The sequence below is a fragment of the Tomitella cavernea genome, assembly GCF_016599145.1.
Lineage (GTDB): Bacteria > Actinomycetota > Actinomycetes > Mycobacteriales > Mycobacteriaceae > Tomitella > Tomitella cavernae.
Window position 1 is genome coordinate 178,261 of record NZ_JAENKO010000001.1, and the last position, 21,518, is coordinate 199,778.

Genomic DNA, 21,518 nt, shown 5'->3' on the forward strand with positions numbered 1-21,518 from the left:
CCGGCGCCCGCGCGCCGCACCCCGGAGTGGCGCAGACCGCACGCGGCACGGTAGCCTCATCATGTGCAGACAAGCCACGAGCGAATGATGCTCACCCGACGCCGCGCAGTCGACCTGTGCCGCCTCGGGGGCTGTTGCTGTTCCTGTTGCTGATCAACGGGCAAGGCAAAGGTCGCTTCCACCGATAGCGCCGCCACGGTTCCGGCGGGGATCCCCCACCACGGACTTCGAGATTCATCGCCCTTCGAGGCATGGTCCAGATCGCCGAAACCTCGCACGCCGCCCACGCATTCCCCCGCCGGCCACCGGCAGCCGCAGTCGTCATCACGTCGCGCGGCATCCTCAGCAGCCCAAGGAGCACGCACCCGATGCCTCTGGAATCCACCGAACGCGACGCCGCGCGTCCGGCCCCCGCATCGCCGGGCGTCGGCGTGGACGTCCGCGGTCCCCGCTTCGCCGCCGCCGTCACGACCGCGGTTCTCGCGGTCGTGCTGCTCACCGGTGCGTGGTGGCTGCTGGCCGTTCAGGCCCTGGTGTTCGCCGCCGGCGCCGCCTTCGGCCCGCGCCGCAGCCCGTACGGGTGGCTCTTCGCCCGCTTCGTCGCTCCCCGCCTCACGCCTCCGGCGGAGCGGGAACCGGTGGCGCCGCTGCGTTTTGCGCAGACGGTGGGCCTCGCCTTCGCGGTCGTCGGCCTCGCCGGATACACGGCGGGCGTGCCGTTGCTCGGCGCCATCGCCACCGCGTTCGCGCTGTTCGCAGCACTGTTGAACGCCGCCTTCGGCGTCTGTCTGGGCTGCAGGATGTACCCGATGCTCGCCTACCTGCGAATGTCATGACCGGATTCCGCTCCGCCGGAGACGCCGCCTCCCCGCGGCGCCGCCGGCGCCCGGATCCGGTGCCCCGCCGGCGGGCGGCGCGTCGCACTGGCGGCCGCGCCCTTTCGGAACCCCGGCCGCTCCCGCGCGGCCTTCATCCAGACTCTTCCGGCATCACATTGCCGGGGAACGATTTTCGCATCCACTGATCGAGAGTCACACACAGCGTCACCGCCTGCTGCGGTGGCACAGCGAGGAAGGAACCTCATGGCACGCTCCGACGTCCTGGTCAGCACCGACTGGGCACAAAAGAACATCGGCGCGGACGGCATCGTCTTCGTCGAGGTCGACGAAGACACCAGCGCGTACGAGACCGGACACATCGAGGGCGCCGTGCGCCTGGACTGGCGCGCGGACCTGCAGGACGCCGTCCGCCGCGATTTCCTCGACCGCGAGGGTTTCAGCCGCCTCCTCTCCGAGCGGGGCATCGCCAACGACGACACCATCGTCCTCTACGGCGGCAACAACAACTGGTTCGCCGCCTACGCCTACTGGTACCTGAAGTACTACGGCCACACGGACGTCAAGCTCATCGACGGCGGCCGCAAGAAGTGGGAGCTCGACGCCCGCCCGCTGTCCACCGATGAGGTGAGCCGCCCCGCCACCGAATACGCGGCGCAGGAGCCCGACGCGTCGATCCGCGCCTACCGCGACGACGTCATCGCCGCCATCGGGAACCAGAACCTGGTCGACGTCCGCTCGCCCGGCGAGTTCTCCGGCGAGCTGGCCGCTCCGGCACACCTGCCGCAGGAGCAGGCGCAGGGCCGCGGACACGTCCCCGGCGCGCTCAACGTGCCCTGGAGCCAGGCCGCCAACGAGGACGGCACCTTCAAGTCCGACGAGGAGCTCACCGCCCTCTACGGCGCCAAGGGGTTCGACGACGCCAAAGAGACCATCGCCTACTGCCGCATCGGCGAGCGTTCCAGCCACACCTGGTTCGTCCTGCAGGAGATCCTCGGCAAGAAGAACGTCAAGAACTACGACGGCAGCTGGGTCGAGTACGGCTCGCTCGTCGGCGCCCCCATCGAGCAGGGCGCCTGAGGGCGCACCGGAACACACTAGGGAGAACACCATGTGCGGAGCACCAGTGCAGAGTCAGACCCTCCCCGCAGGGGTCGACGCCGAGACCGAAACCGTCATCACCGGACGGGTCGTGGGCAAAGACGGCCAGCCGGTGGGCGGCGCATTCGTCCGGCTGCTCGACTCGTCGGGCGAGTTCACCGCCGAGGTGGTGGCGTCCGCCACCGGCGACTTCCGGTTCTTCGCCGGACCGGGCAGCTGGACCGTCCGCGCGCTGTCGTCGGCCGGCAACGGCGATACGACCGTCGCGCCGTCCGGGCCGGGAATCCACGAGACGACCATCACCCTCGCCGCGTAACTGCTGCTGACACACGCCCCGGCCGTGACCGGGGCGTGAGGGCCCGGTACCGCCTGGTGCCGGGCCCTCACGCATGCGGCCTGCCCGCCCTGCGGCCCTGCGCGCCTTCGCCCGAGCCCGATCACGATAGGATGACCGACGTGGAACTCTTCTTTACGATCCTCCTGGTCCTGTGCAGCATCGCCATCGCGTGGTTCGCCGTCTACACGGTGATGCGCACGATCACGAACGAGTCCCCCGAACAGTGATGTCGGGGCCGTCGAGCGACGCCCCGGCCGGGGACGGCGCCGGCGGGCAGCCGCCCGTCGCGGGTTCCGCCAACCGGGCCGTCTCCGAGGCTGCCGAGCGGGCCGCCGCCACCGGCACGTCCGACCGCAATGTGGGCAACCTCGCGGGCCTGCCGCTGCCGGACGACACCGCCAACCTGCGGCAAGGGCCGGACCTCAACCCTGCGCTGCTGGCGCTGCTGCCGCTGGTGGGAGTGTGGCGCGGCGAGGGCGAGGGAGACTCCCCCGAGCTGGGCGGGCACCGCTTCGGCCAGCAGATCACCGTCACCCACGACGGCGGCGCATACCTCGCCTGGGAGGCGCGCACGTGGCTGCTCGACGATGAAGGCGCCTATGTCCGCCCCACCCTCCGTGAAGCGGGTTTCTGGCGCATCACCGACGACGACGTCATCGAGTTCATGCTCACCCACAGTTCCGGCGTGATCGAAATGTTCTACGGCGCGCCGCGCAATCAGTCCTCCTGGGAGTTGGCGACCGATGTCGTCATCCGCAGCGCCACCGGCCCCCACTATGGCGGCGCCACCCGCATCTACGGGATCGTCGAAGGCGGCGACCTCGCGTACGTCGAGGAGCGTTCCTTCGCCGACGGCGAGCCCCGCCCGCACATGTCGGCGCGACTCAGCCGCTACGCCGGCTGACCGTCCGTCCCGCTTCCGGTCCGCCGAGGACGTGTGGCGGGCCCGGGGCCGCACACCTCCGGCACTGCGCACACCCCCGGCACTGCGCGCGCCATCACGCACCCCTCGCGACCGACGGCACCTGCCGCAGCGGCACGCGCCGTCGACTCCCCTGCGTCGGCACCCTCGTCAACGGCGTCTTCCGGCCCGCCATCAGACCCCGCATCACCCGGTCACGGACCCCGACGCGTCTATCCCAGCGCCCATGCGCAGTGAGTCCAGCGATCGTGTCGCCCTACAATTCTTCTGATGGTAATTTAATATGTGACACGTTCTACTCGCGCCGAATCGATCGTCGTCCGCACCCGCACCCTGGCATGCGGTGACCGGTCCGCCATTCGATGACGTCGCGCACCGCATCGATGATCCCCGTCGACATGCCGTGGCGCGGCCCGGCCCAGGCCCTGGAGGTTAGTGCGATGGTCAAACAGGCCCGCGCCTTCACCACGCGCGCCCTCATCATCAAGGGCGCCGCCATCGCCTTCGAGCGGTACGGATACGACGGGGCCAGCCTGAACGAGGTCGTCGAGGCCGCCGGCACCACGAAGGGCGCGCTGTACTTCCACTTCAAGACCAAGGAGTCCCTCGCCCGCGAGGTCATCACCGCACAGCAGCGGCAGTCCGCCGCCGCCGTCGAGACCATCGAGGCGTCGGACGCCACTGCACTGGAGCAGATCGTCATGGTCTGCCATGAGATGGCACGGCAGATCCTGGAAGACTCGATAGTCCGGGCCGGTATGCGGATCACCCTCGAATTGAGCCTCACGGACAGCCCGCATCACCCGTATGAGAACTGGATCACCGGCTGCGTACGCCTCGCGCACCGCGCAATCGACGAGGGCGATCTACGCGAAGATGTCGACGCCGAGGCGCTGGGGCACTTCATCGTCTCCGCATTCACCGGCGTCCAGCTGTTCTCCCAGTTTCAGACCCACCGGGCCGATCTGCCCCAGCGCATCCACGAGATGCTGCAGGTGCTGCTGTCCGGGCTGGTCCCGCCCCGCCGCCGCGGCCGGCTCGACAAGATCCTCGCCGCGGGGTGGACCCCTGAAACGGAAACCTGACCGCGAGGCCGTTCCGGCCCCCCGGGGCGGCCGGCTAGCCGTGCGCAGCGTCAGCGGAAGCGGACTTGCCCGAGGTGCCGGGCTTCTGCGGGGCGTCGCCCTTCCGCGGCTCGGCGCCGGAGCGGGAACCGGAGTCCGGACCGCCGCCGACCGCCGCCTCCACCATGGACCGTACGGCGCCGTCCAGCTCCGACCGGCCGATGTCGACCCCGTTGACCATGCTCACCGTCGCCACCAGCGTGGTGGACGACAGTAACCACACTCCCTCCGCGGCGATGAGATCCGCCGGCCGCAGCGGTGCGTGCCGGCAGCTGATCCGGCGTTCGCGGGCCGCCTCGAACAGCGCATGCTGTGTGGTGCCCGGCAGGATTCCATGCTCCACCGGCGGGCTGACGAGCCCGCCGTCCCGCGCGATCACCACCGTCGACCGCGGGCCTTCCAGCACGTAGCCCTCGGAACTGATCAGGATCACGTCCCCGGCACCCTGCCGCTCGGCATACCGCAGGGCCGCCATGTTCGACGCGTACGAAATGGACTTCGCCCCCGCCAACTCCCACGGCGACGAACCCGCCGTCTCCACCGACCGCCCGCAGTCCATCGTGATGACCGCGACGCCGTCCTTGCGCACCCGCACACTCCGGGCGGGCAACGGCGAGACCAGCGCGAAACCGGTCGGACCGCCCCCCGACTCGCGCCCGCGGCTCAGGACGAGACGCATCACGCCCTCACCCTTCGGCCCCCAGCGCGCCGCGGCGGCCTCCGCCATCCGCCGCCACGCCCCCTTGTCCGGCGAAGGCAACTCCAGCATGCGTGCCGACCTGGCCAGACGCTCGATGTGCGCGTCCAGCAACCGCGGGGTGCCCCCGCGCACCAGCACCGTCTCGAACACCCCGTCGCCGCGGAGCACCGCCAGGTCGTCCGCGTAGAGCAGCGGGGCGCCGGACGCGTGCGCCGTACCGTCGAGGGTCATCACGACCTGCCCGCCGCCAGTGCCGCCAGGACCATCCTTCACGCCCGAATCAGTCATGGGACCAGCCTAATGCGGACACCCGCCCGCGCCCGCGCAATCACGTACAGCGTGCCGCGCCCGGGCGGACGTAGGATGGGGTCGTGGTTTCGGCTTCACGTGACGACACGTCCCACCAAGTCAACACTCCCGCTCCCGCCGGTCCGTCCATGTCGGTGTCCGGCGCCGTCCCCGCACCGCCGGGTGCGGGCGTGGTTTCCGATGACGGCGTGGCATGGCATTTCGGCGACCCGTTCGGCGAGCAACGCGCGGCCGCCCGCGGCATCGCCGTGGTGGACCGCTCGCACCGGCCCGTGATCCGCTTGCCCGGACCGGAGCGCCTCACCTGGTTGCACTCGCTCACCAGTCAGCACCTCGAGTCCCTTTCCCCCGGCGACGGCGCCGAGGACCTCGTCCTCGACATCGCGGGCCGCATCCAGGAGCACTTCGTGCTCACCGACATGGACGACGCCCTGTGGTTGGACACGGAGCCCGGCCACGGCCACTCGCTGCTCCACTACCTGACCTCGATGGTGTTCTGGGCGAAGGCGGAGCCGCAGGCCGCCGACGATCACGCGGTCCTCACGGTGCTCGGCGACGGCCTACTGGCGGATGCACGGCAGCACCCGGAGTTCGCGGCGGTGGTACCGGTGCCGGACCACCAGCCGTACTCCTCCTCGCCGCTGCCCGGCGGCGGATTCGTCCGACGCATGCCGTGGCCCGGGCGGGGCGCGCTGGACCTCGTCGTGCCGCGCACCGAGTTGGCGGGCTGGTGGGAACGACTCACGGAGGCGGGAGCGCGACCGGCCGGCACGTGGGCGTACGAGGCGCTGCGCGTCGAATCCCTGCGGCCCCGGTTGTCCGTCGACACCGACGACCGCGCCATCCCCCACGAGGTCCGCTGGATCGGCGGGCCGGACGCGGCGGGGGCAGTGCACTTGGACAAGGGCTGCTACCGCGGGCAGGAGACGGTGGCCCGCGTGCACAACCTGGGCCGGCCTCCGCGCAACCTGGTGCTGCTGCACCTCGACGGGAGCGACGATCAGCGCCCCGCCCCTGGCGACGCCGTCACCGCGGACGGCCGCACGGTGGGCCGCGTCGGCACGGTGATCGACCACTTCGAGCTCGGCCCCGTCGCGCTCGCTCTGGTCAAGCGCTCGGTCTCGCCGGAGACCGCGCTCACCGCCGGCGGCCTCGCCGCGTCCATCGACCCCGACTCCGTCCCCCACGACGACCGTGTGCAGGCCGGCCGCGCCGCGATCGACCGCTTGAGGGGGCGCTGACCTGACGGTGACAGTAGAGTGCCCCCGATACCCACCGAAACGTTCCGTTGCTGGTCGTAGTGCCAAGGGCGTGTATTTTGCGACACCGTGGGTGGGCGGTGGCGGCACTTTTCGCGCGGGCAGGCTAGAGTAGGGGCAGGAAAAGATACTCAGTTGTACGGGGCCGCCACGTTTCCCCAGGCCGCCCCGTCATTGCGCGAAGGGGGCAGCCATGGGCCGCGGCCGGGCGAAGGCAAAGCAGACCAAGGTTGCTCGGAAGCTGAAGTACTCCTCCCCGACGACCGACTTCGAGAGCCTGCAGCAGGAGCTGTCGACCTCGTCGCCCTCCGGGGGCGACCTCCTGGAGGACGACCGCTCCGAGCAGGACGCGGGGTCTGCGTGGGGCGACGACCACGACGAGTGGCGTCGCTGAGGAGCCTCACCGCCGAGCACGCGAGTGCGCCGCCAGCCGCGGCCGCTCGCCTGGCCTTGAAAACACGGTACGACGCAGGACATCCCGGTCCCGCGTCGTACCGTTTTTTCGCGTTCAGCGCTTCCAGCCGGCGCACCGCAACCGACGCCCACTGACGGCCGATGCCCGCAGACGGCACGGGCCCGGCCTCCAAGCGCATCCGCGGATTTTGGGCCCTTCGCCGGCGTTCGGTCAGAAGCCGGCGTTCGGTCAGAACCGCGGGTGATCGCCCACCAGCGTCGCCCGCTCCGCCTCACCCTCGCCGGGCTTGCGGATATTACCCAGAACCCACGAATCCACGTGGCGGGCCGTGAGAACGGCGAGCGCGCGGTCCACGTCCTCCGGCGCCACCACCGCCACCATGCCCACACCCATGTTGAAGGTCTGTTCCATCTCGGCGCGCTCGACGCGGCCGCGCTGGGCGATCAGGGCGAACACCGCCGCCGGGGTCCACGAGCCCCGGTCGATCTCGGCGACGAGCCCCTGCGGGATGACGCGGGCCAGGTTCGATGCAAGCCCACCCCCCGTGATGTGGCAGAACGTGCGCACCTCCGTCTCCGCGATCAACGCCAGGCAGTCCTTGGCGTAGATGCGGGTGGGCTCGAGCATCTCCTCGCCCAACGTGCGGTCGAACTCCTCCACATAGCCGTCCAACGGCAGGCGCGCGATATCGAGGAGCACCTTGCGGGCCAGGGAGTAGCCGTTGGAGTGCAGCCCGGACGCCCGCATGCCGATGACGACGTCGCCGGGCCGGACCCGGTCCGGGCCCAGGACATTCTCGGCCTCGACCACGCCGACTCCGGTGGCGGACAGGTCGTACACGCCCGGCTCCATGAGCCCTGGGTGTTCCGCCGTCTCACCGCCCAGCAGGGCGCAGCCGGCGATGGCGCACCCGTCGGCGATGCCGCCAACGATCTCCGCCACGCGTTCCGGGACCACTTTGCCCACCGCGATGTAGTCCTGCAGGAACAACGGTTCCGCGCCGCAGACGACGAGATCGTCCACGACCATGGCCACGAGATCCTGCCCCACGGTGTCGTGCTTGTCCATGGCCTGCGCCACCGCGATCTTGGTGCCGACTCCGTCCGAGGAGGCGGCAAGCAGCGGCTCCCGGTACCCGCCCTTGAGCGCGAACAGCCCGGCGAAGCCGCCGATGCCGCCGACCACCTCGGGCCGCGTGGCCTTGGAAACGTGGTCTGCGAACAGTTCGACGGCGCGCTCGCCGGCGGCGATGTCCACACCGGCGGCGGCGTAGGAAGCGCCCGGGCTGGACTGCGCCGGTGTGTCCTCGGACTGGGAATTCTCGGTCATCAGGTAACGGCTCCGACAGCTGTGAAGGGTCTCGAGCAGAGCCGGATCACGGGCGGGATCGCGGGAACACTCGGCTCGGTGGGGACGGTCACGCAAGCCCAGCGCCCGCACACGAGCGGACTTGCACGCCCACGATACCGGACCGCGACCGCATCCCTGCCGCAACCGGGCCGGTTCCGCGAGCGGTCGCCGTCACCCGCGTCCGGGGACCGCCCGCGCCGTACCTGGCTCTCTGCGCTTTCCCGTACCCGTCAGGGCCTGCGCAGCGCGTCCACGTTGCCGTTGCGCATGTCCACGTTGCCGTTGCGTTCGTCCACGGCGCCGGTGCGCTCGTCGCCGCTGCCGCCGCGTCCGTCCTCTTTTGCACGCTCGAACATCGGCTCCAGGACGTTCTTGCCCAGCGATTCCTCTGCGGGAAGCGCGATGGGGTACGTCCCGTCGAAACAGGCCGCGCACAACCGCGAAGACGGCTGCTGGGTGGCCGCGACCATCCCGCCCGTGGAGATGTAGCCGAGGGAGTCCGCGTCGATGCTCTGCCGCACGCCCTCGACCAAGTCCGCCACGTGGTCCTGATCCGGCATGTCGCCGTCCGCGACGGGCACACGACCGCTGCCGCTACCGGTGTTGTTGGCGATCAGCTCGGCCGGGGAGGCAAAGTCGATGCCGTAGAAGCAGGGCCAGCGCACCGGCGGCGAGGCGATGCGCACGTGCACCTCCGCGGCGCCGGCTTCGCGCAGCATCCGGACGAGCGCCCGCTGGGTGTTGCCGCGCACGATCGAATCGTCGACCACGACGAGCCTCTTGCCGCGGATCACCTCGCGCAGCGGGTTGAGCTTGAGCCTGATGCCCAGCTGGCGGATGGTCTGACTGGGCTGGATGAAGGTGCGGCCCACGTACGCATTCTTGACCAGGCCCTGCCCGTACGCGATGCCCGAGCCCTGCGCGTACCCGATGGCCGCCGGCGTCCCCGACTCCGGCACCGGGATGACGAGTTCGCCGTCCGGCGCAGGACACTCCCCCGCCAGCCGCCGGCCGATCTCCACCCGCGTGGCGTGCACCGAGCGACCGTCGATCACGCTGTCCGGCCGGGCCAGGTACACGTACTCGAACACGCACGACTTGACAGTGGGCTCGGCGAAACGCGACGAACGCACCCCGTCCGCATCGATCGCGAGCAGCTCGCCGGGTTCGATGTCACGGACGAACGACGCGCCGACGATGTCGAGGGCGGACGTCTCGCTGGCGACCACCCAGCCGCGTTCGAGCCGCCCCAGGCACAGCGGCCGCACACCGTGCGGGTCACGCGCGGCGTAGAGCGTGTTCTCGTCCATGAACGTCAGGCAGAACGCGCCACGCAGCCGAGGGAGGAGCTCGATCGCCGCCTGTTCGATGGTGCTGTCCGCGGCCGCATGCGCGAGCAGCGCGCCGATGAGGTCCGAGTCGGAGCTTCCCCGCCCGCTGCCGCGGCTCCGGCCCAGCAGTCCCTTCTCCGACGCCTCCGCCGCGAGTTCGGCGGTGTTGACGAGGTTGCCGTTGTGCCCGAGCGCGATTCCGGTGCCCGCGGTGGTGGTGCGGAAGATCGGCTGCGCGTTCTCCCAGGTGGTGGCCCCGGTAGTGGAATAGCGGGTGTGCCCGATGGCGATGTGTCCGCGCATCGAGCCGAGTGTCTGCTCGTCGAAAACCTGGGAGACGAGCCCCAGGTCCTTGAACACCAGGATCTGCGCGCCGTCCGCCGCGGCGATCCCGGCTGCCTCCTGCCCGCGGTGCTGCAGGGCGTAAAGACCGTAGTAGGTCATCTTGGCGACGTCCTCGCCCGGTGCCCAGACACCGAACACCCCGCATTCCTCCCGCGGTTCCGGCTCGTCCGCCTCCGGCGGAGTTACGTGGGGTGTGCTGTCGGTGCTCGTCGGGTCGACGTCGGTCACCACTGAGTGCTCCCTTGCGCGGCTGGGCGATGCACGGTCCATTCTACGGCCACGGCCGCCGCACCACCGGGCGCGGTCGGTCACACCCGCTCACAGCGGCACGATCGGCAACCAGCGCGCGATCTCCGCCGCACGCGACCCCGACGCCGCCACCGAGCCGGCCGCCATCGCACGCTCCCACGACCACCGCCCGGCCGCCAGCCGCAACCAGGTCAGCGCATCGGTCTCGACCACGTTCGGCGGTGTTCCACGCGTGTGCCGGGGCCCTTCGACGCACTGCACGGCCACGAACGGCGGCACCCTCACCTCCACACTGTGCCCGGGCGCCACCGATTCCAGCGTGCGCGCGCTCCGGCGCACCGCCTCCGCGACGACGACCCGCTGGGGCTTCGTCGCCGCTGTCCCGTCCCGTCCCCCACCGTCGACGCCGCCGGCGTCGCTGTCGTCGCTGTCGTCGGCCGCATCCAGCCATGCCCGCACTGCGAGCATGGCCGCCCGCGTGCGCGCCGGGTCCGCCGATGTCCGTCCCGCTGCAGCCACCTGTTCGATTCCTTCCGCTGATCCGCCGGCCGGGCGCCAACCTGTCAGGCTCTCACTTCTCCGGTCCCTGATGTTCGCGCGCTCGTCGCAGCAGCACGCGTGTCCGCTCGGTGTCGGCGTCGGTCCAGTCGGACGGCGCGGCGACCGCCGCCCACCCGTCGAGCACCTGGGTGCCGTAGTTGTGGCCGTGGCCGTCGGGGACGTCCGCCGCCATCGCCAGGTCGGCGCTCACCTGCCAGAAGGTGACCAGCGGGAACCACCGCATCGCTGCCAGGCGGTCGTACCCCGGCTTCTCGGACAGCCACGCAGGGCGGTGCACCAGCAGATCTGTCGACCACCACACCACGGGATCGGACGGGTGCTGGATATAGAGCACACGGGGCCGCAGCCACATGCTCTCACCGTCCGCCGCCTCGCGTTCGTCGGCACGCATGTCTTGGGCGTCGTTCGCGAACCGCGCCACCAGGCCCCCTGCGTAGGTGGGCTCGACCTCGTCGGTGCCGGGATCGCGGCGCGTGACGATGCTGCGCCACAGCCGACTGCTGTTGGGAGGCCCCACCCACAACACACCGTCCACCGTTTCCCTGATGTCCGTCAGCGAATCGAATGCGCCCTCGCCCGCCGTGACCCCCAGACTCTCGCCGTAGACGTACAGCTTCGGCCTGTCGCCCTCCGGCCGTCCCGCGACGGCCTCCTCGTACGCGCCGTGCACCGTATCGATCAGGCGCCGTCCGGCCGCCGCGGCCGCGTCGCGGTCGGTCAAGAAGGACACCGCGCTGGGTTTGTAGGAGTACTGGGAGGCGATGATCGCGGTGTCCCCGCCGTACATCAGCTCAAAGGCCTCGGCCGCGGTGGGATTGACCCATCCGGTGCCCGTGGTGGGGACGACGACGACGGCCTCGCGGTCGAATGCGCGGGTGCGCGCCATCTCGTCGCGCAACAGTCGCATGCGGTCCTGCGGGGTGGGCGCCGAGTCGAGCCCGACGTACAGGCGGATCGGCTGGCGCGCGGGTGCGCCCGTCTGCCGCTGCAACTCGTCCTGACGCCAACCCCGCGCCACGAAGTACCGGCCCTCATAGCCGAGCGTGTCCCAGGGGATCAGCGACGCCGCACTGCCGGAACGCTCCGGCTGCAACGGCTGCTCGATCCCGGGCGGCGTGGCCTCGTTGTTGGCGCTGAAAATGCGGTTGGTGACGCCCTCGGTGACGCGCAGCAGCACCTCGTCGACCAGGACCAGGGCCATGGCGGCGACCGCGAACGCGCCCACCACTACGGCCGCGGCCCGTGGCATGCCGGTGCGGCGGGCCAGCGCTCCGCCGGTCCACAGCGCAGCGTCGCGTAGCAGGCGCACGAGGGTGACCACGGCCGCGAGCACGCCGACCGTGACCAGACCGGCCCGGATGTAGCCGCCGGTGCTCGCCCCTTCCATGCCCATCAGCGCCGCGAGTTCGCGCTGCCACATCGACGACAGAACCAGCATCCCCAGCGTGGCGGCCACGCACACCGCGACCACCGCGACGCGCACCACGTGCAGTCGCCTGCGCGGCAACGGCCACCAGGTGCGCCGGTCCAGGTAGATGCGCCGCACCGCCCAGCCGACGAGCAGACCGGTACCGTAGCCGAGCGCCGCGCTGATGCCGCCGATGAGCCCCTGGAACAGCCACCCGCGCGGCAACAGCGACGGGGTCAGCGACCAGCAAAGGAAGAGGGTCGCGAAGAAGACGCCCGTGATGTCGAACTTCGCCAGGCCCGCAGCCCATCGGCCGGCCCGTCGCAGGCGCGGGCGTCGCCCCGCAACGACGGATCCGACCGCCTCGCCGCCCTGCCCATCGGAATCGCCGGCGGCACTGTCGACGGCGGCACTGTCGACGGCGGTGCCGGTGCCGCGCCCCGCGTCCCCGGGCCTAACGAGCACGGCGGCGTGCGCGGTCGAAACCGGACGATGGAGCCGGCGGAGACATGAACACCGGAACGGACACCGGATGCCTCCTCCCGCTTCGTCGTCCCAGGACGGACATGCTCATGCTATTACCCGCGCGGACGTCGTCTGTCCCTATGTCGGAACCGCCGCCCCGCGGCGCGCCGTCCGCGCCGACGGGTTTCCCCGGAAGCGGCCCCGACCGCATTGAACTCTCTAGCATGAAATATCACGCGGACCAATCCACAGATCCGACAGCAGGCCTGCACAAGGAGGTCGGAGACCATGGCACCAGCCGCCGCCACCCGACGTGGCTTCCTCACCGGCGCCCTCGGTGTCGGCGCCGCCCTGGGGTTCACGGCATGCGGGTCGAATGCGGCCGACGGCACCGCGCCCGCGGCCGGCGGCCCGATCGCACCGTCGATCACCGTCGCGCCGTCTCCCGCCGGAACACCCGGGTCTGGCGCCACCCCGTTTCCGTCGTTCCGGCTCTTCACCGACGAGTCGATGAACTTCGACGCGCTGTTCGGCCTCGGCGAATCGACCTACGGGATCTCCGAGGCGGGCGAAGTCATCACCGCGGTGAACCAGGCGAACGCCGCCGGCGCGGACTACGACGGCTACGTCACCGCGTTCCGCGCCATGGGCGACCGCGTCGCCACCGCCTCCGACGCCGCGACCGCGGCCGGCGACCACGTCACCGCCCGCGATACCGCGCTGCGCGCCGCCTCGTACTACACGCGCGCGCTGTTCTTTGTCCTCGGCACCGCCGCTCCCCCCGCGGAGATGCCCCTTTACGCGGAGTACCGCAGGGCCTGGGATCGCGGCATCGCCGGCGCCGGCCTGGCCATCGGGGCGCGCCCCGCCGCCGAGGTCCTGGACATCCCGTACGGCGACGGCGGCCTGCGCGCGTGGCTGTTCCGGCCCGACGACTCCGGGTCGGCCCGGCGCACCGTGATCATCAACAACGGCAGCGACGCGCAGGGCGTCGAGCTCATCGCCTACGGGGTGCGCGCGGCGCTGGACCGGGACTGGAACGCCCTCGTTTTCGAGGGGCCGGGCCAGGGCGCGATGCTGTTCGAACGCGGCATACCCTTCCGCCCCGACTGGGAGGCGGTGATCACGCCGGTCGTCGACCTGCTCTCCGGGCGCGACGACGTCGATCCGAACGCGATCGCGCTCACCGGGTGGAGCATGGGCGGCGAACTGGTGGCGCGCGCGGCGGCCTACGAGCATCGCCTCGTCGCGCTGGTCGCCGATCCGCCCGCCGTGGACATGTGGCGGACGCTCCCCGACCAGGTGCGAAAGATCGTCGACCCCGGCGACCCCTTCCGGACGAACCTGATCTGGAACGAGACCATCGTCCCCGGGATGACGCCGGAGCAGCGTTTCACCGTGGCCAAACGCATGGAGATCTACACCCCGGAGGCGCACGACGCAGCGCTCGGTGGACACCCCACCCGGGACTTCGCCGCCGTCGCGGCGCAGATGAAGAAATTCACCGTCACCGACGCCGCGCCGCAGATCCGCTGCCCCACACTGGTGCTGGACTACGAGGGCGAAAGCTTCTATCCCGGCCAGCCCGCCGAGTTCCTGTCGCTGCTCACCGCCGATGCGAAGATGGTCACGCTCACCGCCGCCGACGGGGCGCAGTACCACTGCGCCCCGATGGCACCGGCCCGCCGCAACGAAGTCGTCTTCGACTGGCTCGACAGCGTTGTCCCAGCCTGACCGTCGTCCCCGCCTGACCGTCGCCCCTGCCCGGGGACTCCGTGCCGCGACTCAGCCGAACAACCTCGGCAGCGTCGATTCATGCTCCTCGCGCAGCTCGTCGAGGGTCACCTGGAAGTGGTCCTGCACCTCGACGGAGTCGGAGCCCTGGTCGACGACACCGATGCGCACCCACGGCAGCCCGCGCGCGTCGCACATCGCGACGAACCGGCTCTCCTCGGTGCGCGGCACGGCCACCAGAGCCCGGCCGGCCGACTCGGAGAACAGCGTCACGAACGGGTCGGCGCCCTCCGGAATGATGATGCGGCAGCCGGTCTCGCCGGCCAGCGCCGACTCCACGACCGCCTGGGCCAGCCCGCCCTCCGACAGGTCGTGCGCCGCACTGAGCAGGCCGTCGCGGCTGCCGGCGACGAGGATCTCCGAGAGCAGCCGCTCTCGCTCCAGGTCGACGCGCGGGGGCACGCCGCCGAGGTGGTCGTGCTCCACCTGCGACCATGCGGAACCGTCGAACTCGTCGCCCGTCTCGCCGAGCAGGATGAGCGTCTCCCCCGGCTCGCGCCCCAGCCCCGTCGGCAGGCGCCGGTGGACGTCGTCGAACACCCCCAGCACCCCGGCGACGGGGGTGGGCAGGATCGGCTCGTCGCCGGTCTGGTTGTAGAAGCTGACGTTGCCGCCGGTCACGGGGATGCCCAGCTGTGCGCAGCCGTCCGCCAGCCCGCGCACGGCCTGCTGGAACTGCCACATCACGCCTGGATCCTCGGGCGAACCGAAGTTGAGGCAGTTCGTCACCGCCGTGGGCACAGCGCCGCTGACGGACACGCTGCGGTAAGCCTCGGCCAACGCCAGCTGCGCACCGGTGTAGGGGTCGAGCGCCGTGTACCGGCCGGAGGCGTCGGTGGCCAGGGCGATGCCGCGGCCGGTCTCCTCGTCGATGCGGATCACACCCGAGTCGGCGTTCTCCGCCAGCACGGTGTTGCCGCGGACGTAGCGGTCGTACTGCTCGGTGATCCACTTGCGGCTGCACAACTGCGGCGATGCGATCATTCGCAGCAGCGTGGCACGCAGCTCCTCGGAGGACTGCGGGCGCGTCAACGACGCCGTGGTGTCGCCGATCAGCGCGTCCTGGGAATCGGGACGCGCCACCGGACGGTGGTACACCGGCCCCTCGTCGGCGAGACTCGACGGCGGTGCATCCACCACCGTCTGCCCGTGCCATTCGATGACGAGGTTGTCGCCGTCGGTGACCTCGCCGATGTCGGTGGCGAGCACGTCCCACTTGGCGCAGACGGCCATGAACGCGTCGATGTTCTCCGGCGCGACCACCGCGCACATGCGCTCCTGCGACTCGCTGGAGAGCACCTCCGCCGGGGTCATGCCCTCGGCGCGCAGCGGCACCCGGTCCAGGTGCACGCGCATGCCGCCGTCGCCGGCCGCGGCGAGCTCCGAGGTGGCGCAGGCCAGTCCCGCGCCGCCGAGGTCCTGGATCCCCACGACGAGCTCCGCCGCGTAGAGCTCCAGGCAGCACTCGATGAGGACCTTCTCCGTGAACGGGTCGCCCACCTGCACGGCCGGGAGCTTGCGGCGGCCCTGCGACTCGTCGAAGGTCTCCGACGCCAGCACCGAGACTCCGCCGATGCCGTCGAGGCCCGTGCGTGCGCCGAACAGGATGATCCGGTTGCCGGTGCCCGACGCGTGCGCCAGGTGCAGGTCCTCCTTGCGCATCACGCCCGCGCACAGCGCGTTGACGAGGGGGTTGCCCTGATAAGAGGAGTCGAAGACGGTCTCCCCGCCGATGTTGGGCAGGCCCAGGCAGTTGCCGTAGCCGCCGACTCCGGCGACGACCCCGTCGACCACACGCCGCGTGTCGGCGTGCCCGACGTCGCCGAACCGCAGCTGATCCATGACGGCGATCGGCCGGGCGCCCATCGCCATGATGTCGCGCACGATGCCGCCCACGCCGGTGGCTGCGCCCTGATACGGCTCCACATACGACGGATGGTTGTGGCTCTCGACCTTGAAGGTGACCGCCCAGCCGTCGCCGATGTCGACCACGCCGGCGTTCTCGCCGATGCCGGCGAGCATCTGCGCGCGCATCTCCTCGGTGGTGGTCTCGCCGAAGTACTTCAGGTGCACCTTGGACGACTTGTAGGAGCAATGCTCACTCCACATCACCGAGTACATGGCCAGCTCGGCGTCCGTGGGGCGGCGGCCCAGGATCTCGCGGACGCGTGCGTACTCGTCGTCCTTCAAGCCCAGCTCGTGGAACGGCTGCTCGAGGTCCGGGGTGGTGGCGGCATGCGAGACCGTGTCCACGGCCTGCTCCGCGACGACGGGCGGCTGTGCTGACACGGGTGACTGTGCTGACACGGGTGGAGGGGTCCTTTCGGTGCAGCGGAATGCCCACGGCGATGGCGTGGCCAGTCTATCCGTGCGGGTTCCTCCCGTGCTGGCAGGTGGCCCCGGCGGCCGTCGGCGCACGGGTCCCCGGCCACGGCGGCGTTCAGCCGGCCAGGAACGCCGCCAGCGCCGCCGCGTACGCCTCGACGTCCGAGGCGGCCATCAACTCCCGCGCCGAGTGCATGGCCAGTTGCGGCGCGCCCACGTCCACGGTGGTGATCCCGGTGCGCGAGGCGGTGATGGGCCCGATGGTGGAGCCGCACGGCAGGTCCGCGCGGTGCACGTACCGCTGCATCGGCACCCCGGCCCGCTCGCAGGCCAGGGCGAACTCCGCGGTGCCGGTCGCGTCGGACGCATAGCGGAGGTTCTGATTGACCTTGAGGACGGGGCCGCCCCCGGCGCGGATCGGGTGCCGGGGCTCGTGACGTTCCGGGTAGTTGGGGTGGGTGGCGTGCGCCATGTCACCGGAGACGCACACCGATCCGGCGATCGCGCGCAGGTAGTCGTCGCGCCCGCCGCCACGCGCCAGCACGATCCGCTCGAGCACCGACCCGAGCAGGTCGGAGAAAGCGCCGCGTGCGGACATGCTCCCGACCTCCTCGTGGTCGAACAACACCAGCACCGGGTCTGCCACTCCCGGGTCCGCCGCGGAGCCGTCCGCGGGCTCCTCCGGTCCCACCGTGTCCAGCAGTGCGCTCAGACCGGCGTAGCAGGTGGCGAGGTTGTCCAGCCGCGGCGCGCTGACCAACTCGCCGTCCACCCCGGTGACGGCGCTGGGAGCGAGGTCGTGAGTCATGAGCTCCCACCCCAGCACCGACTCCGCCGGGACGCCCGCGCGCGCCGCGAGCAGTCCGAGGAACCCGCCCGCAGTCCCGTCGTCCTCCCACGAGCCCAGTCCGTACACCGCGTTGACGTGGCGCTGCGGGTCGAGCTGCACACCCTTGCGGTCCTCGGACAGGTGGATCGCGAGCTGCGGCACGCGCAGCAGCGGCTCGTCCACGCGCACCAGCCTGTGCTCCACCCCTCCCCCGGAAGTCGACGCCACCGCCAGGCGGCCGGACACGCCCAGGTCGCGGTCCAGCCAGGAGTTGAGCCAGGCGCCCCCGTACGGCTCCAGGCCCACCATCCGCCAGCCCGCCGAGTCGATGTCCGGGTGCTGCTTGACGCGAAGGTTGGGGCTGTCGGTATGCGCTCCGATGATGCGGAACGGCCGCGCCGCGTACCGGGCCGGGACGGTCGTGTCCGTGCTGTGGGTGCGGGACCGCCAGGCGATGAGCGAGCCGCCGCGTACCAGGAAGTACCGCCCGGGCTCCACCGGCCACGCATCAGCCTCGTCGAGTTCGATGAAGCCGGCTGCCCGCAGGCGCGCCGACGTCGTGTCGCATGCGTGGAACGGGGACGGCGAGTCGTCGACGAACCGGCACAGGCCCGCGGCGTCGGCGGAGGTGGAGAGAGTACGGGTACCGCTTGGGCTGAAAGAGTCAGGGCAGTCGGGTCCGTCAGGACGGCGCGTGTCAGCGGTGGCCATGAGGCCATCATGGCAGGCGCTGCCGACGGCGGTTTCTCCGCCGACCGGGTGCCGCAAGACAGACGTTCCATTACGGTGGAAGCGCATGTTCGAGTAGCGCGCAAGAGCACCCGACCGGGTGCAGCATCGGCCGGCCCCCGGCCGATGCGCGGACCGCCGCCTCCCGTGGGGGGCCGACCACGGACAGGAGACCATCGATGACCGAGGGGCCCGAGAACCGCTCCGGCGGAGCGAGCATGCCGCCCGCCGAACCCCAGTCGGTCGCGACGCCGCTGACATCCGCCGCGATCTTCCTGACGTTCACCATCGACGCCGGCGGCGAGGACACGGTGCGTGCTCTGCTACCTGACGTCGCCGGCCTGCGCAGGGCGGTCGCGTTCCGCAGACCCGAGACCGCACCGGAGGTCGTCATCGGCATCGGCGCCGACGCCTGGCCCCGGCTGTTCGCCGCGGATCCGCCGCCGGAGCTGCATCCGTTCGTCGAGCTCGACGGCGGCCGGCATCGTGCACCCTCCACCCCCGGCGACCTGCTCTTCCACATCCAGGCCGAGTCGCCCGGTGCGTGCTTCGCGTTGGCCGACCAGATCATGGGCGGGCTGCGCGGCGCCGTCAGCCCGGTCGACGAGGTGCACGGATTCCAGTATTTCGACCGCCGCAACCTGCTCGGCTTCGTCGACGGCACGGAGAACCCGGAGGGTGTGGAGGCGGCCGACGCCGCGTACATCGACGCCGACGACCCCTTCGCCGCCGGCAGCTACGCCATCGTGCAGAAGTACCACCACGACATGGACGGATGGAACGCCGTCTCCGTCGAGGAGCAGCAGCGCGTCGTGGGCCGCACCAAGCTCGATGACATCGAGCTGGGCGACGACCAGCCTGCGAACTCTCACGTGGCGCTCACCGACATCGCCGACGACGACGGCAACGACCTGTCGATCTACCGCGCCAACATGCCCTTCGGCGCCCCCACCGAGGACCTGCACGGCACCTACTTCATCGGATACGCCAAGCGCGCGGACACACTCGAGCGCATGCTGCGCAACATGTTCCTGGGCGATCCGCCGGGCAACTACGACAGGCTCCTCGACTTCTCCACGCCGCAGACCGGCAATCTGTACTTCGTTCCGTCCCAGTCCTTCCTCGGCGATTTGCCCGCGGCTCCGGTCGCGGGCGGCGCCGCGGCGGAGGACACCGGCGACGCCCCCGCCCCCGACACCGACGGTTCCCTCGGAATCGGCAGCCTCAAGTAGGAGTGACGCATGATGAGCAATCTGCACCGTGAACTCGCCCCGATCACCGACGGCGCCTGGGCCGAGATCGAGGAGGAGGCCCGGCGCACCTTCAAACGCAACATCGCCGGGCGCCGCGTCGTCGACGTCGTCGGCCCCGTCGGTCTCGACCTGGCCGCCGTGGGCACCGGCCACACCGAGACGATCGACGCACCCGGCGGCGGCGTCCAGGCCCGGCTGCGCACGGCCAGGCCCGTCGTCGAGCTGCGGGTGCCGTTCTCGGTGACCCGGGCCGCCGTCGACGACGTGGAACGCGGTTCACAGGACTCGGACTGGGATCCGGTCAAGGAGGCCGCCAAGACCATCGCCCTGCACGAGGACCGCGCCATCTTCGAAGGCTACGCGGCTGCGCACATCACCGGAATCAAGCAGGCCGCCTCCCACGAGCCGATGGCGCTCCCGAGCGACCCCCTGCAGGCGCCCATCGCGCTCGCCCAGGCGCTGAGCATTCTGCGCCTCGACGGCGTGGACGGCCCGTACTCCATCCTCATGGACGCGGAGGCGTTCACCGCCGTCTCGGAGACCACCGATCACGGCTACCCCATCAAAGAACACCTCAAGCGGCTCATCGACGGCGAGATCGTGTGGGCGCCGGGGCTGGAGGGCGCCGTGGTGCTCACCACCCGCGGCGGCGACTTCGCACTGCACATCGGCCAGGACCTGTCGATCGGATACACCGCGCACGACGCCGAGAACATCGAGCTGTACCTGACCGAGTCGTTCACCTTCGCCGTGTACTCCGACGAGGCCGCGGTGACGCTGGGCGCCTAGGCCCGCCCGGCGGCGCCGCCCACCGCTGATACAGAAGTCCGGGTCACGCCCACGCTCGTGAGCGTGACCCGGACTTCTGTATAGCAAGCCCGACCGGTCAGGCGCCGGCCAGAACGCCGTCGAGCACTGAGAGGAACATGCCCAGACCGTCGTCGCTGGGGCCGGTGAGCGCCTCGGTGGCGTGCTCCGGGTGTGGCATCAGGCCCACTACCCGGCCGTTCTCGGAGGCCACGCCGGCGATAGCGTTCTGCGATCCGTTGGGGTTGTCGCCGACGTAACGGAACACCACCCGGCCCTCGCCCTCGAGCCGCTCGAGCAGGCCGGCCGGGGCCTGGTAGCGACCCTCGCCCGACTTGAGCGGGATGAGGATCTCCGCGCCCGCGTCGTACCGCGCTGTCCACGCGGTGGCGTCGGACTCCACACGCAGCCACTGGTCTCGGCAGAGGAACAGGAGGTCCTCATTGCGGGTGAGGGCGCCCGGCAGCAGGCCGGCCTCGCACAGCACCTGGAAGCCGTTGCAGATACCCAGGACCGGCATGCCCTTGCCGGCCGCTGCGACCACCTCGCCCATCACCGGCGAGAATCGCGCGATCGCGCCGCAGCGCAGGTAATCACCATAAGAGAAGCCGCCGGGGACGACCACCGCGTCGACGCTCTTGAGGTCCGCATCGCCGTGCCACAGGCTCACCGCCTCCGCGCCGGACGCCCGCACCGCGCGGGCCGCGTCGACGTCGTCGAGAGTGCCGGGAAAGGTGATGACGCCGATACGCGCGCTCATGACTGCTGCACCCGGGTGACGTTCCAGCCCTCGATGACCGTGTTGGCCAGCAGATCCTCGGCGATCTTGGCCAAGTCCGCATCCGAGACGGAACCGTCGACCTCGAGCTCGAAACGCTTGCCCTGCCGCACCTCCGACACCCCGGCGTACCCGAGCCGGCCGAGCGCCCCGGCGATGGCCTGCCCCTGCGGGTCCAGGATCTCTTCCTTGGGCATGACGTCCACCACTACACGGGCCACGCGTCGCTCCTCGAAGTCGATACGAAAGGCCGGACCCGGCGCCGGATCCGGAACGGATTGCGGGAACCCC

At 70.9% G+C, this 21,518-nt stretch carries 20 protein-coding genes; 11 read left to right on the top strand and 9 right to left on the bottom strand.

The genetic code is table 11. From position 1 onward, the window contains the following. Nucleotides 1-84: 84 nt before the first annotated feature. From JJ683_RS19715 to JJ683_RS00965, 6 genes are all read left to right on the top strand, one after another. Complete coding sequence (locus JJ683_RS19715; protein WP_372435213.1) at nt 85-153, top strand: putative leader peptide; 69 nt, start codon at nt 85-87, stop codon at nt 151-153. Nucleotides 154-368: 215 nt separating this feature from the next. Beyond that, entirely contained in the window at nt 369-836 is a 468-nt protein-coding gene (locus JJ683_RS00945; RefSeq protein ID WP_200170795.1) for a DUF4395 domain-containing protein, read from the top strand. Between the two features lie 246 nt (nt 837-1,082). Further along, nucleotides 1,083-1,916, top strand: coding sequence for a sulfurtransferase (locus JJ683_RS00950; RefSeq protein WP_200170796.1), 834 nt, complete (start codon nt 1,083-1,085; stop codon nt 1,914-1,916). Nucleotides 1,917-1,947: 31 nt separating this feature from the next. Then, nucleotides 1,948-2,253 carry a DUF1416 domain-containing protein gene (locus tag JJ683_RS00955; RefSeq protein ID WP_200170797.1) on the top strand — a complete coding sequence of 102 codons (306 nt, stop codon included), beginning with the start codon at nt 1,948-1,950 and terminating at the stop codon, nt 2,251-2,253. 247 nt (nt 2,254-2,500) lie between these two features. Further along, nucleotides 2,501-3,178: a heme-binding beta-barrel domain-containing protein gene (locus JJ683_RS00960; protein ID WP_200170883.1), complete on the top strand. Its 678-nt coding sequence runs from the start codon at nt 2,501-2,503 to the stop codon at nt 3,176-3,178. Nucleotides 3,179-3,636: 458 nt separating this feature from the next. Next, the gene (locus JJ683_RS00965) at nt 3,637-4,281 is read left to right on the top strand and encodes a ScbR family autoregulator-binding transcription factor (protein WP_200170884.1); all 645 of its coding nucleotides are present in this window, start codon (nt 3,637-3,639) and stop codon (nt 4,279-4,281) included. A gap of 34 nt (nt 4,282-4,315) precedes the next feature. Here the strand turns inward: JJ683_RS00965 and JJ683_RS00970 are convergent, their stop codons facing one another. After that, nucleotides 4,316-5,308, bottom strand: coding sequence for an aminodeoxychorismate lyase (locus JJ683_RS00970; RefSeq protein ID WP_200170798.1), 993 nt, complete (start codon nt 5,306-5,308; stop codon nt 4,316-4,318). Between the two features lie 149 nt (nt 5,309-5,457). Here JJ683_RS00970 and ygfZ point away from each other — a divergent pair, with 149 nt between their 5' ends. Next, the gene (ygfZ, locus tag JJ683_RS00975) at nt 5,458-6,570 is read left to right on the top strand and encodes a CAF17-like 4Fe-4S cluster assembly/insertion protein YgfZ (RefSeq protein WP_200170885.1); all 1,113 of its coding nucleotides are present in this window, start codon (nt 5,458-5,460) and stop codon (nt 6,568-6,570) included. A 211-nt stretch (nt 6,571-6,781) separates the two neighbouring features. Continuing rightward, complete coding sequence (locus JJ683_RS00980) at nt 6,782-6,982, top strand: DUF3073 domain-containing protein (RefSeq protein ID WP_200170799.1); 201 nt, start codon at nt 6,782-6,784, stop codon at nt 6,980-6,982. Between the two features lie 249 nt (nt 6,983-7,231). Here the strand turns inward: JJ683_RS00980 and purM are convergent, their stop codons facing one another. From purM to JJ683_RS01000, 4 genes are all read right to left on the bottom strand, one after another. Continuing rightward, complete coding sequence (purM, locus tag JJ683_RS00985) at nt 7,232-8,332, bottom strand: phosphoribosylformylglycinamidine cyclo-ligase (protein WP_200170800.1); 1,101 nt, start codon at nt 8,330-8,332, stop codon at nt 7,232-7,234. 251 nt (nt 8,333-8,583) lie between these two features. Then, nucleotides 8,584-10,257, bottom strand: a complete 1,674-nt coding sequence (gene purF / locus JJ683_RS00990) for an amidophosphoribosyltransferase (RefSeq protein ID WP_307810613.1) — start codon at nt 10,255-10,257, stop codon at nt 8,584-8,586. A 90-nt stretch (nt 10,258-10,347) separates the two neighbouring features. Beyond that, a complete protein-coding gene (locus JJ683_RS00995) occupies nt 10,348-10,746 on the bottom strand; it encodes a sterol carrier family protein (protein WP_200170886.1) in 399 nt (132 codons plus the stop codon). A 103-nt stretch (nt 10,747-10,849) separates the two neighbouring features. After that, complete coding sequence (locus JJ683_RS01000; RefSeq protein ID WP_307810614.1) at nt 10,850-12,712, bottom strand: alpha/beta hydrolase; 1,863 nt, start codon at nt 12,710-12,712, stop codon at nt 10,850-10,852. A gap of 288 nt (nt 12,713-13,000) precedes the next feature. Between JJ683_RS01000 and JJ683_RS01005 the strand changes: the two genes are divergently transcribed. Further along, nucleotides 13,001-14,446 (top strand): acetylxylan esterase family protein, encoded by a 1,446-nt coding sequence (locus JJ683_RS01005; protein ID WP_200170802.1) that lies wholly within the window; start codon nt 13,001-13,003, stop codon nt 14,444-14,446. A gap of 51 nt (nt 14,447-14,497) precedes the next feature. On the opposite strand, the gene purL is transcribed toward JJ683_RS01005, so the two are convergent. Then, a complete protein-coding gene (purL, locus tag JJ683_RS01010; protein WP_372435214.1) occupies nt 14,498-16,759 on the bottom strand; it encodes a phosphoribosylformylglycinamidine synthase subunit PurL in 2,262 nt (753 codons plus the stop codon). A gap of 187 nt (nt 16,760-16,946) precedes the next feature. Further along, nucleotides 16,947-18,371 (bottom strand): M18 family aminopeptidase, encoded by a 1,425-nt coding sequence (locus tag JJ683_RS01015; protein WP_200170803.1) that lies wholly within the window; start codon nt 18,369-18,371, stop codon nt 16,947-16,949. A gap of 236 nt (nt 18,372-18,607) precedes the next feature. Here JJ683_RS01015 and JJ683_RS01020 point away from each other — a divergent pair, with 236 nt between their 5' ends. Both JJ683_RS01020 and JJ683_RS01025 read left to right on the top strand, forming a co-directional pair. Then, nucleotides 18,608-19,621, top strand: a complete 1,014-nt coding sequence (locus JJ683_RS01020; RefSeq protein WP_200170889.1) for a Dyp-type peroxidase — start codon at nt 18,608-18,610, stop codon at nt 19,619-19,621. 12 nt (nt 19,622-19,633) lie between these two features. Beyond that, complete coding sequence (locus tag JJ683_RS01025) at nt 19,634-20,431, top strand: family 1 encapsulin nanocompartment shell protein (RefSeq protein ID WP_200170890.1); 798 nt, start codon at nt 19,634-19,636, stop codon at nt 20,429-20,431. Between the two features lie 97 nt (nt 20,432-20,528). On the opposite strand, the gene purQ is transcribed toward JJ683_RS01025, so the two are convergent. Together purQ and purS are read right to left on the bottom strand one after the other, a co-directional pair. Then, nucleotides 20,529-21,209 (bottom strand): phosphoribosylformylglycinamidine synthase subunit PurQ, encoded by a 681-nt coding sequence (gene purQ / locus JJ683_RS01030; RefSeq protein WP_200170804.1) that lies wholly within the window; start codon nt 21,207-21,209, stop codon nt 20,529-20,531. Then, nucleotides 21,206-21,448, bottom strand: coding sequence for a phosphoribosylformylglycinamidine synthase subunit PurS (purS, locus tag JJ683_RS01035; protein ID WP_200170805.1), 243 nt, complete (start codon nt 21,446-21,448; stop codon nt 21,206-21,208). The genes purQ and purS overlap by 4 nt, the downstream gene beginning before the upstream one ends. Nucleotides 21,449-21,518: the final 70 nt, after the last annotated feature.